The following is a 13,587-nucleotide window of genomic DNA, read 5'->3' as shown; positions in this document are numbered from 1 at the left end:
CTCCAGTTTCCCATCAAATATTGCAGGTATATAGCTATTCGCAATCACTACCGGCGACCAGATTTCTTTGATTGTATAAAAGCTCCCTTCCTTTTCGCGGTGAGGGCCTAATATGCCATCGGGGGCGGCATTACCCTGTACATCTATTTGCCCGTTCCTATCTGTCCGGGCTACACCTTCATCATGAAAAGACCATAAAAAGCCGCCAGTAAAGTAAGGATGTTTGCGCATCAGGCTCCAGAAATCGTCTAAACCCGCACCCTGCCCGCCATCATACAATCCGTGCATAAACTCTGTCGGAAAAAACAGTTCTTTACCGTATAAAACGGCATTAGTTACGTAATTATAATCAGGATAATGTTTTGTATCCGTTCCATTAAATTTTTCCCAGGGATGAATAACCCAACGGCCTTGCGGATCATATTTTGAAAATTCGGTATCAAGATCGGTATTCCAGCCTCCCTCGTTACCATTATCCCATATTACTATTGATGGATGGTTTACATCCCTCACCACCAGTTCTTTCACCAGCTTTTTACCTATCTCTGTATCATATTTAGCCTGCCACCCGGTTAGTTCATCCAATACAAAAAGGCCCAATGAATCGCACACATCTAAAAAATGCTGATCAGGCGGATAATGTGACATCCTGACCGAATTCATGTTCATGTCCTTCATCAGCTTAACATCCATCAGGCTAATATCTTTGCTTAACGCCCTGCCCGACTCCGGCCATTCACTATGCCGGCATACCCCTTTAAAAACAACTTTTTTGCCGTTCACATAAAATCCATCCTGTAACCTTAACTCTGCTGTACGGAAACCAAAACGCTGCTTTACAACGTGAACACTGCCTTGCGGACCGGTAAGAGATACAACGAGATTATAAAGGTTGGGGGATTCGGGATTCCAGGGTACTATATTATTTATTTGTTGCTGCAAGGTTGTTTTTTGCGTACCTGCAGATACCTTTATATTAAAAGATTTACCTACTGGTTGCCCGTTAAGCTTTTGTACCTGCGCTTTAATAACATAGTTACTATTGGCATTAGCAGTAAATACATCAAGGGTTAACGCCCCGTTTGCCTGCGCGTTAAGGGCTATTCTGTCGATAAAAGCTTGAGGAACAATCTCGAGGTATACCGGTCGAAAAATACCGCCAAACAGCCAGAAATCGGCCTTACGCTCGGCCTGGTTAACGGATTCATTAGCCGATCTTTTACTAACGGTAACTTCAAGCAGATTATCGGTTCCAAAATTCAGTAATTTAGTAATGTCATATTTAAACCTATAAAATCCTCCCTGATGAACCGGGCCGGCAGATTGCCCGTTTATTTTCACTTCGGTATCGGTCATGGAAGCTTCAAAAACAATAAAAACATTTTTACCCTTATTTGAAGCAGCTACTTTAAAATGATATTTATACTTCCCCTGCTCTTCGGGATTTTTAGTATCCCTGTAGTAATTGTAAGTGCCAAATCCTTGTTGCTCCCAGTTAGATGGTACCGCAATTTTATTCCATGAACCACTTTTTTGGCCCGTATTGATATAGAAATCCCAGTTCACGGTATGATCTTTATCAACGCCGGATAGGTATTGTATAATAGTTTGCTGAGCCCCGGCTTTATAAACTGAGCTCCATAATAAAATGAGTAAAATTGCTATTTTCCGCATTCCTATTTATTTGAAAGGGTGTTTTGGTGGTAACTGATTAATTGGATCTGGCATTAACCTGGCTAATCTAATTAATATTTAAGTTGTTAACCAAAACTATCCCCTATCTATAAATGGTTTAAACTAAATTACTGTAATTGGCTTAATATCGGTGTGCTTATTCCCGATAACTGGTCTTGTTCCGGCTTCAGTAATTCCAGGATAACTATATCGTTATGTCCTTTTTTAAGCCATTCTGCAGGCAGGTATACCGTTTGCTGCGGGCCGATATTCCAGTACCTGCCCAGGTTGTGCCCATTTACCCATACCACTCCCTTGCCCCACTGGCCCATGTCAAGGTAACTATCTGCAACTTCATCAAGGTTAAAGCTTCCCTGCTTAATAACCGGTGAACCCGAATTTTGCTTTGCCGCTTCAAACCTGATCCCTTTTATGTTACTGAAAGGTAAGGAATACATTTTCCAGTCTTGCACCTCGCTGCCATCAAAAAGCACTTTTTCGGTGATCCCTTTTTTGTTTTGTAACAGGTATTTACCAAAGTTGATACGGCCAAGATTTTCAACCAAAATATCAAGTATTACTTTGCCGGCCGGTAGTGTAAGGGTTAAACTATCCTGGTTCAGCCTCCGGTCCAGTGTTCCCACCGTTTTTCCATTGACCATTACAACCGCGTAATCCCTTAATTCCTTTAGCTTAAGCAAACCACTTTTGCCGCCCTGGATAGTACTGCGGTACAATACAAAACCGTAATCCTGGTGCAGGTCTTCAAAAGTAAGTGGGGTGATGTTGGCTTTTGGAGCGGGTAAGGCATTCAACACAATCAACGAACGGGTAAATTTAATTGCCGGGATACCGATAGCTGGTTTTGCTGCCGGAACGACAGGTAGTTGCACATCGGCAGGCAAGTGTTTTTGGATCACCTCCCTGAACTTCATAAACTTTGGCGTGGCATTACCCGCCTCATCCAGCGGCGCATCATAGTCATAACTGCTGATCTGCGGTTCGTAAGGAGTTCCATCTTTATAATTGGCACCATTCATAAATCCACGCGTGGTACCGCCATGAAACATATACATATTGATAGATATCCCTGCTGCCAAAACAGAATCAAGGTGGCCTGCATATTGCTCAGCCGGTACGGTATGGTGTTTAGTGCCCCACCAGTCAAACCAGGCCGGGTACCATTCGGCAATGTAATATGGCCCTCTGCCRTCATGATTGTCGTTGATTATTTTTTTCACCTTAGCCGGATTATCTAATCCGTTAACGGCCGGCAACAGGCCCGGTAAATGGCCTTTTACCAAATCGGGAGCCGGGTCGCAGGTGTAAAGCAAGCCATCGAAGCCTGCCTCTTTAAATAGTTTTTGATTGATGGACAAATATTCCTTATCGCTGCCGTAGGAGCCATATTCATTCTCTATCTGCACCATTAATATATTACCGCCATGGTTTATTTGCAGCGGTGCCAGTTGTTTACCTATCTCTTTAATGTAGCTTTCATATTCTTTAAGGTATTGGGATTCTTTACTGCGTACTTCCAATCCTTTCTCGTTCTGCAGCCAGTATGGATAGCCGCCAAATTCCCATTCGGCGCATACATAAGGGCTTGGGCGCAGGATTACCCATAATCCCTCTTCCCTGGCTATGCGTACAAACTCGGCCACATCGTTGTTCCCGCTAAAATCGAATTTCCCTTTTTGAGGTTCGTGCAGGTTCCAGAAAACATAGGTTCCTATGGTGTTAAGGCCCATCGCTTTTGCCATCTTCATGCGCGAACGCCAGGCTTCACGGGGTACACGTGGGTAGTGCATCTCGCCCGAAATCATCTGGAAGGGCTTGCCATCCAATAAAAATGCTTCATCACCTAAGGCAAAGGTGTGAGTTTGGGCAAATGTATTGATGACATTTAAAAAAAATACGATAAATAGTGCAAGGTGTTTGAGTTTCATAAAGACGTTATTAAAGCTTTTTATATTTTACAACAGCGCAGGTTGAGTTATAATTGACTTGGAAAAAATAGATTGCCGATCAAAAATTATGCATCATTTAATGATGTACCACCGGTTTTTTATATTTGGTCAATACCCATTGGCCAACTTTAACACCCTGTATTATACCATTATCAATTGCATCTTTAAAGTGTATACCTCCCCAAAACCGAGACATACCGGCTTCGGTAGCGGCCTGGTTAAATGAATTAAAACTACGTGGAGCGAGTCCATATTTTACTTCCACATTATCTGTATAATGAAAATTGTTGCCAAAGTAGTGGGTAAGAATTACTGCCGACGCTGATGATATTACAGAATGACCGCTGATATACTCAGGAAATGGCGGTGTTTGCAGCAGCGGTTTCCAGGTAACATCAATATACTTGCGGATAGCCGTTTCCGGACGGACCCGGTTAGTCCGGTATTTATCGTCCCAGCAACATATAAAACCATCCAATAATCCTATGGCTACCATGGTATGAATCTCCAGCGCTTTTGAAAACCCGGTTTTTGTTTGCCTGCAAGCGATGCCTGTAATTCCCATCCAATGCGCTCCCGGTGATATCTTTTTTAAGCCTATCAACATGTGCCCGTTATCCTGAACAGCAAATGGATTGCAATCCCAAAAGCCCGCTATAGTGCGTTGTTCGGTTGTTAATCCTTTTCCGCTTGCTTTGTAGTTCATCATCATGAATTTATAAAAAGCGGAGTGCTTATCAGTGGAGAAAGGTATGGGCGGATCTGGCAAAAACTGAGAGGAAGAATCAAGCGTAAGCGGACGAATGGTATTAAAATAAGGTTCAACCGGGGCCATATAAGCCGGAGGTGTTGGGTCCCAGGCACCATCCTTTCCAAGTGGAGTATACCTTGTATAATTACTGATCCTGTTGTATTTGTCTTTTTTTACATAAGCAAGTATCTGTTTGCTAATTGCCTGCCCGTAATGTTTGGCACTATCAATAACCTCGTCAGTAAAGCCTATCTTTTTACACGAGTCCAAAAAACTCTGCTCATACTTGATCAATAAACTACCCGATGGCTGCAGCTTTCCTGCAGTTTCCATCATGGCTATTAAAGCACTTAACTGGTATGCATATCCCTTAGCATAAGCCGGTTTTTTAATAACGGGGTATTCGTTTAAAACGCCATACATGCTTTTAACACTTTTGTCGTTTTCGGCTATAACTTCATAGCCGGCAAGACAGGTATACGAGAAGAAACGCGCAGCCAAAGGAGGATTAGTTACATCATGGATCATAATAACCGTCATATGATCAATCACTTTGGTAATATCAGCACTGGTTAATACCGGCTGTGTCTGTTTCTTATTGCTGCAGCTGTTGTGTAAAATAGCCGCGGTAAACAGGATAGTTATTAAAAATGCCTTTCTTTTCATGTAATTAAAATTCTTTATAGGCTTTTACTCCCTGTTGATTGATCCCGAACAATAATGTTTGATTAATTTCTATAACACTTCTCACATCTCCCCATAATTTAAACCCTGATTGGAGTTGGGGGATATATTCAAAATGGCCCTTGCCATCACCCTTTAATAATATGCCGTAATTTGCGTCATATTTGCCCAGGCGTAACCTGGCCCTGTTAATATTACCGCATAAAAGCAAATCCTTGTTGCCATCATGATCATAATCAAGACCAGTTATTGTAAAAACGGGTGAAGACTGAACCTGTAAAGGCAATGGGGATGAATGTAGCTTACCTTTGCCATCACTTAAAAAACAAGTAGTGGCCAGGTTATTAGCCTGTAAATGAACCGCTCCTTTTAATTCTACAGCGGTAAATATATCTGTAAGTGTGGCATCGGCATAACTCTTATAATCAGGAAAACGCGAACGCATCATACTGATCTGTTCCAAAAGCTCATCTCTTGAAACGTACGGATAGCTGTTATGCTGAATGTAAAAACAAAAGATAGGATCAACGGCGCCATTATCATCAAAATCCTTATAATACATTTCTGCCGGTTCTTTATCACTGGCTTTGCATTGGGTATTTAGTCCCTGGTTGCCAACAAGTAGATCGGGATGGCCGTCGTGGTTAAGGTCCTCTACCAGTATCTTATTCCACCAGCCGCTGTTGGGTTTATCAAAATACGCCTTAGTGCTGTTTATAAGTTTGCCATTTTCGTTGATCATTACGGTTACCGGCATCCACTCTCCTACTAAAACCAAATCCGGCGTTTTATCGCCATTCATATCTACCCATGCGGCATCGGTTACCATACCGATATGTTGCAGGCCCGGGTTATATTTTACAGTTTCGTCAGTAAAATACCCCTTGCCATCATTTACGAGGATGTAGCTTTGGGGAGTTTCCGGATATCTGCCAGGTATTACCCTTCCTCCTACAAACAGATCTAAATGCCCGTCGGCATTAATATCAGCCACTCGTACACAGCTTTTGCTACTGCGCATTGCAGGTAATGCATCTTTTGTCTTAGTAAAATCACCTTTCCCATCATTTAAATAAAGCCTGTCCTGTAATAAAGGATCATCAGGCATATAATTATCATAGCCGCCCGAACATACATATAAATCCGGTTTTCCATCACCATTGGCATCAAAAAATACCGCATCCGCGTCATTGCTTTTTTTATCGGCTTCAAAAGCAGGCTCTGGTTTTACCGCAAATTTACCACCGGCCTGCTGAATGTATATTGTACCCGGTTTCCCGTTGCCACCACCTACATAAACATCTTCCAATCCGTCGGCATTTATATCGCCTTTTATCATACACGGACTTGAAAACGATAGCGGGTTTACCATTAGCGGCTGCCGTTTAAAATCGTTAAGGGCATTTTTTTCCTGTTTATTTGCTATTGGTGATGTTACCTCTGCAAAAATGGATTTTACGGTTTTGGGTATTTGAGCGTTGTTAACTGCATTTTTTTCTTCAAGCGTTAGTTGCTGATTGGTTTTGATATTCTTTAAAACCTGCTCCTTTCCCTGCTGCCATACTATTCGCAGCGAATCAACTTCTTTATCCTTACCCAACCCGAAGTGCAGTATTGGTGAAACACTTGACTGAAAGCCACGGCTTGGCATTTGCTCCAGGTATTGTTTTTTATTTTTTAGGTAAATGGTAACTTTTGCTCCTATACCCTGTGTGTTTTTTCCGGCGCCGTTTAGCTTAAGCTGCAGGTAATGGTTGTCTGCTTGCTTGTCCGCTTCATTTTGATAGATGAATGCCGGTTGGTTAATATTGTTGGTCACCAGATCAAGGTCACCATCGTTATCCAGATCGGCATAGGCCGCGCCATTACTGTTTGATGATTGCGTAATCCCCCATGCGGCGCTGGTATTGGTAAAGGTTAAATTGCCATTATTTTTGAAAAGGTAACTTTTTACCTGCGAAGATGGTATTTGTTGTACCAAATTGTATATATCCTTCCGCATCATTCTCTTATCTTTCAAAAAGTCGCCCATATATTTCACAAWATCCATATTGGTGAAATCGCGGGTATATCCGTTGGTTACAAACAAATCTTTCCAGCCATCATTATCATAATCGGCAAATAATGGAGCCCAGCTCCAATCGGTATTTGAGATACCTGATAGTTGCCCTATCTCGCTGAAAGTGCCATTACCATTGTTTATCTGCAACATGTTGCGCATATACTGATAATAAAACCCAGTACGAAGAGTTAAGCCAAATTTTTCATAATTATCCGGCGCAAACAATAACTTTTGTCTGCGATTATCTTCGGGAAGCATATCAAGCGTAAAAATATCCGGTAAGGCATCGTTATTTATATCCGAAACATTATTCCCCATAGAAAACTGTGAGGTATGCCCCAGAGAAGATTGCAATTTATTGGTGAAGGTACCATTACCATTGTTGATGTAAAGAAAATCGGGTATGGTATAATCATTTGATATGTAAATATCAGGCCATCCGTCACCATTGATGTCGGCTATCGCCGCTCCAAGACCGTAGGTTAAATCAGAATTGCTTATTCCAGCCTGTTCTGTTACATTTTTAAAAACGTTGTTATCGTTTTGGTATAGTCGCACCCCATTGGGTGAATTTAATTTCTTTAAGATAGCAGCTGTATTTACCTCATCTAAGATAGGTAACTGAATAGGGCTGTGATTCAACAAAAACATGTCCAGATCACCGTCCCTGTCGTAGTCAAAAAAAACTGCCTGTGTACTGTACCCGGTATCTGCTAATCCATACTGTTGTGCCTGTTCTGTAAAATGTGGTACTCCATCTTTGTCGTTTCCTGTATTAATAAACAACTGGTTCTGGCGTTTTTCGGCCCTTACATTGCCCGAATAGCAAACATAAATATCAAGCTTACCATCACCGTTTACATCAGCCATGGTAACTCCTGTTTTCCAGGGACCAGGACGCCCGGCTACATCTGCTACGGTGGTAATATCTGTAAACTGCATATGTCCCTTGTTAAGGTACAATTTATTATCGGTCATATTACCGGTAAAATATATGTCCGGCAGACCATCTCCGTTTAAATCACCGGTGGCTACCCCTCCGCCATTATAAAAGTATTCATACATCAACACATTGGTATTTAACCCTTCGGTTAAAGTATTGCTAAAGGCTACATGTGTTTGCTCAGGAGATAGTAAAGTAAATAAAGGGTTATTGTTGTTTTCGTCCGTTTCTTTATTTTCGGTTGAACGGCCGCAACTTGTTAATGCAATAATTCCGATAAAAAGTAATTGTGAAAATAATTTAATGTTTGTATTCACCAGGGTGCCGCTTAATTAATGGACTAAAAATTTAAAAGAATGCCGGCATTTTACTACCGGCATTCTTTACACTAATATATAAGAATTTTATAATCCTTGCGGTTAATAACCTGGATTTTGAACCAACTTGCTATTTTTGTTAATTTCATCCCTGCTAATAGGCGGGAAATAAAGCTTGTCATTCCATGTACGGTTTTCAACTCCGGGATCAAGATCCTGCACCGTGTATGTGTAATTGAAATTGTCGGTACTATACCTATAAACACTTACCGATTTACCCGGCTTTAAAGTACCCGTAATTTTTATGATCCTTGCTTTATTGCCAAGCGTTGTTGGCGCAATCATCCAGCGGCGGGCATCATAAAAACGTTGTTCTTCAAACATCATTTCTACGTTGCGTTCATTTCTGTATCGTTGCTTAAGTGCATCACCTGCATCTGTAATTGCCGGCATGCCCGAGCGGAAACGGATTTTATTAAGCCAGGTCCTTGCAATGTCCTCCTGCCCTAACTCAATACACGTTTCTACATAATTAAATATCATTTCAGTGTATCTTATTAAAGGCGATGGAACTTCCGACCGGGTGTTCTGATCAACAATAGCCGGGTTAGGATCCATAAACTTCCTGATGGCATAACCAGTACGGGTACCGTTCCAGTTTTCGATAGGGCCGTTTCTTGTATCCAAGCCAAAATACGTTACAGGGCTGCCCGAGCTGYCGGTTTGGTAGGTGCCCATTTGTATTTCATTAAATGGGTCTATACCTGCACCATCCGGGGTACGTGGCTTCCATGGGGCGCCATCATATAAAACCGATGCATAAAAGCGGGGATCCCTGTTTGTATAAGGGGCAGCCTTTTCCGCCGCATTGTTCCAATCGAATTTTGAACCATCCATCATTTCATAATCATCTACCATGTTTTGAGTAGGCTCGCTCGATGTCCAGCCATGGTATCCGTTGGTACAATTGTTTCTGCCATACCATGCACCCCATTCATCTTTACTATTGCTAAAATAGCGGGCAAACAATATCTCTTTTTCGCCGCCATTTCTTGATAAATAGGAGTTTTGGTAATTTGTAAATCCATCGGCAGCAGAAGCAGGAGCAGCTAAGTCAAGTGCGTAACCGTATCCACTTAAATCCAATACAGCTTTTGCTGCATCCCGGGCTTTTGTCCAGCGGGCAGTGCGGTCTCCAGTTAAATAACCTAATAATTCGGGGTGAGCAAATCCGGATATAACACTTGATTTACCCTTTGCCGTTGGTATATCATGCAAATCACTGGCTGCATATAGTAACACCCGTGCTTTTAAGGCCAAAGCTGCATCGCTTGTAGCACGCCCTTTTCCCAGACTTTTACCTTGCAACAAAGTACTGGCTGCATCCAACTCGCTCACTATAAAATCAACGCATTCGGCATACGTATTCCTGGCAACGGTAAAATCAGGAGAATTAAGGTCATAAGTGGATTTTACAATTGGAACGCCGCCATAATAGCGCAGCATTTGATTGTAAAAGTATGCACGCATAAAATGAGCTTCTCCCGAAAGCCTGTCAACCAATGCTTTATCAAGTGTAGACTTGCCAAGTTGCTCTAAAGCAAGATTGGCCGACCTTATCCGGGCGTACATTTCATTCCACTCATAGGTATTGTTAACCCATCCTAAATGCGAAGGACTTATATTGGCCTCCATTATATCCTGCTTTCCGAAATTATAGAGGGCATTATCGGTAATACAATCCATACTTTCCTGGTTAAGCTCGGCATCGTGTAAGCCGTTATAAAGCTCGGTAACAAAGGCTTCGGAAAGGTTTGGATCTCCCCAGGTAAGGTCYGCCGGCGCCTGATTCGATGGTTTTGTACTTAAAAAGTCTTTCTTACACGAAGTCAGCAGCACTCCCGAGAGCATCGCAATTGTTGAAATATTTCTTATAAATGTTTTCATATCGTTCAAATTAAAATTTTACACTTACGCCCATATTAACGACTCTTGCCTGCGGATAATACTGACCAGACGAACTGGTTGATTCAGGATCATAAATTTTCTGTTTAGAAAATGTAAGTAGATTAAGGCCATTTGCATATATCCGTAAATTGCTTATACCAATTTTTGAAGTTAACGCTGACGGGATAGTGTACCCAAGTTCAGCATTTTTAAGCCTGATATAATTTGTATTTAACAACCAATAAGTGTTTCCATTGATAAGGGTCCCTGCAGGATTGTAGTATCCTCCAGAAAAATACTGGTTATTTCTATCAACTGTGCGGGGGGACACTGTGCTTGGATTGTCAACCGTCCAGCGATGKTCGTAACTGTATTGCGTGAAGTTACCAATTGTTCCCGACTCGGTTTGAAAGACAATCTGTCCGCCAGCGGCACCCTGGAATAAAACAGTTAAATCGAAGTTTTTATACTGAACCCCAAAATTGAAGCCTCCCTGAAAGGTAGGCTGATTGGTTTTATCACTCCTCACCTGATCATCCCCAGTAAGTTTACCATCGCCATTTACATCTTTATACATCATGTCGCCCGGGTTAAGTTTACTACCCCCAACACCGCTGTAATCAACCTTATTAGCATCAACCTGAGCCTGGGTAGAAAATATACCGGTATATATGTAATAAAGCTGGCTTCCGATAGGATGCCCGGTTGATTTTTGCCAGGCAGGCGCTCCCGGAACCTCATCCCATTTATCAATCCTATTTTTGGAATACCCGCCGTTAACACCTACATTGTACCTCACCTGACCAATTTTATCATGATAAGATAATTGAAATTCCCATCCTTTATTAGTCACTTTTCCATAATTTACAGGGGGCAGTAACCCAGTTGGTATTGCAGTTGCAGGCACTGAAGCTGTAGGTGCCCATAATATTTGGGTACGCTTGTTCACAAATCCTTCCAGTAAGAAATCTAATTTTCCGTTTAATGTAGTTCCCTCCAACGCAACATCGCTATTATTGGCCACTTCCCAGGTGAAATTCGGGTTTGGTGCCACGTTTTCAAATAATGACTGGGTTGGTACGCCGTTAATTATATATGATCCAACGTTGTACAATGGAAGATAAGAGTATTCTGCTAAAGTATTGGTAAGGGGCTTAACAACATTGTCGTTACCCATTTGTCCCCATGATCCGCGCAGTTTTAAATTTTGAATGAATTTTATATTGTTTTTAAAGAAATCTTCTTCCGAGATTCTCCATCCGGCCGATATACCCGGGAAGAAACCGAAACGGTGAGTTTGCGGAAACATATAAGAACCATCTATACGCCATAAAAACTCTGCCAGGTATTTTTCTTTATAATTATACCCAACCCTGCCAAAATAATTTAAACGGGCTTTTTCCCAGGCAGTACCATAATTACCTATTTCTGAACTACCTCCCCAATTTAACTGATCGATAGCAACCGAGTTAAAATATTTACGATTGGCGCCAAATTGGCTATCGTTTGATTTTTCTTTGGTTACACCGGCAAGTAATACAATGTTATGATTACCAAAACTGTGGTTATATGTCACTATTCCGCTAAGCAGGCTGCTTAGCTGATCATCGGAGCCTTGATCAAGCCTTGCCTGGGCAGGCCCGCGGGCTACTTTGGTAAGTACCGGGGTACCATTTGCATCTTTGGTAACATTATCCCAGCTGTACACATACCATGGTGTTTGCCAGGCTTTGGTTTGTTGCATGTATTTAGTGAGAGCAACATTTCCGCTAACTGTTAAGCCTGGTACTCCCGGTATCGATATATCAATTTTTCCGTTTGTCTGAAGAGAATATCTCGTATCCTTAGCATAACCGGTTTTATTGGTAGTAATCAATACTGGTTGCTGACCGTTTTCAATATCTGGTCCTGGTAAACCATTTGGCCAATAAGCCGGTCTGTATGGATAACCACGCATCAGCATTCTGAATATATCACCCGCAGTTCCTCCGTCCGGAAAGAAACGGTTTTCCTGGCGGCCCGCTACACCTATAGATGTACTGATATACTTATTAACCTTGGCATCAACGTTTAAGCGGAAATCATATTGTTTATACCCTGTAGCCGAGTTTTTGTAGTATCCATCCTGGTTTTGGTACCCTATTGAAGTAAGATACTTTATGTTTTCGGAACCGCCTGATAATTGTACGTTTTGACGTGATTGACCAGACCAGTCTTTTAGAGTAGCTTTAAACCAGTCGGTATTAGGGTGTCCCCATGGATCAGAACCATCAGCAAATTTTGTAAAATCGGCAGGTTGAAATGTAGCGGTTGTTGTAGCCGCATTATCTGGCCTGGTAAATTTTCCCGCTGTTTTAAATGCAGCAGAAGCTGCGGTCCAATATTGTGAAGGCAAACCATAAAGGTCTATTTCATTCACCATTGTGGCGTATTCGGTTGAATTAGCCATTTTGGGTAGCATAGTAGGCTGAGCCCATCCTTTATTATAGGTGTAAGAAAGCTCGGGTTTGCCCAATTTACCACGCTTGGTAGTAACCAAAATAACACCATTGGCCGCCCTTGCGCCATAAATAGCCGCAGAAGCATCTTTCAATACCGAGATACTTTCAACATCTGCTGGATTTAAACGGTCAATGTTCGATTGGCCGGCAGGAGCTGGAACCCCATCTATAACAATCAATGCATCGTTATTACCCAGGGTATTTGTACCGCGGATACGAATGGTTGAACCATCATAGCCAGGTTCGCCGCTTCCATTCATAGCAATAACACCCGGCATACGCCCGGCTATAGAGTTGGAAAGGTTAACAGCCGGCGATTTTACCAATTCGTCCCCCTTAACAGATGTTACAGAACCTGTAACTGTCACCTTCTTTTGTACACCATAACCAACCACAACAACCTCATTCAATCCTTTGGATGATGGCTGTAATTTAATGTTAAGGGTGCTTTTACCATTTACAGGCACTTCCAACGTGTTATAGCCGATGTATGATACAACTAATACGGCATTGTCGGGAGCTGTTAGTGTAAAGTTTCCGTTTACATCTGTTACCGATCCGTTGCTTGAATCCTTAATCCTTATTGATACTCCAACTAAGGTTTCACCTGTTACCAGGTCGGTTACTTTTCCTGAAATTTTTATGGGGGCATTTTCATTACCTTTCCCCACCTTTATTTTTGTAAATCCTGGTTTTTTGTTTTTTGCTACGCCGGCGTATGACAAACCAACAAATATT

6 protein-coding genes are annotated in these 13,587 nt (G+C 41.9%); all 6 read right to left on the bottom strand.

Annotated elements, in window-relative coordinates; all coding sequences use genetic code 11:
• Positions 1-1,674 (bottom strand): glycoside hydrolase family 2 protein (locus AC1DPZ_RS13055; RefSeq protein WP_477403975.1); only part of this gene is annotated, 1,674 nt, incomplete at its 3' end.
• A 128-nt stretch (positions 1,675-1,802) separates the two neighbouring features.
• Positions 1,803-3,623: a glycoside hydrolase family 35 protein gene (locus AC1DPZ_RS13050; protein WP_477403973.1), complete on the bottom strand. Its 1,821-nt coding sequence runs from the start codon at positions 3,621-3,623 to the stop codon at positions 1,803-1,805.
• 97 nt (positions 3,624-3,720) lie between these two features.
• Complete coding sequence (locus AC1DPZ_RS13045; RefSeq protein ID WP_477403971.1) at positions 3,721-5,061, bottom strand: vanadium-dependent haloperoxidase; 1,341 nt, start codon at positions 5,059-5,061, stop codon at positions 3,721-3,723.
• A 4-nt stretch (positions 5,062-5,065) separates the two neighbouring features.
• Complete coding sequence (locus tag AC1DPZ_RS13040) at positions 5,066-8,401, bottom strand: VCBS repeat-containing protein (protein ID WP_477403969.1); 3,336 nt, start codon at positions 8,399-8,401, stop codon at positions 5,066-5,068.
• Positions 8,402-8,503: 102 nt separating this feature from the next.
• Positions 8,504-10,348 (bottom strand): RagB/SusD family nutrient uptake outer membrane protein, encoded by a 1,845-nt coding sequence (locus AC1DPZ_RS13035; protein ID WP_477403967.1) that lies wholly within the window; start codon positions 10,346-10,348, stop codon positions 8,504-8,506.
• A 10-nt stretch (positions 10,349-10,358) separates the two neighbouring features.
• On the bottom strand, positions 10,359-13,587 hold a 3,229-nt coding region (locus tag AC1DPZ_RS13030; RefSeq protein ID WP_477403964.1), incomplete at its 5' end, for a SusC/RagA family TonB-linked outer membrane protein.

It is taken from the genome of Mucilaginibacter sp. P4_G9, assembly GCF_056400985.1.
This window is presented reverse-complemented; position numbering and strand designations above follow the sequence as displayed.

Excerpts from the sequence above, each read along its gene's own strand:
- AC1DPZ_RS13045 (WP_477403971.1), bottom strand. The coding sequence starts at position 5,061 with ATGAAAAGAAAGGCATTTTTAATAACTATCCTGTTTACCGCGGCTATT.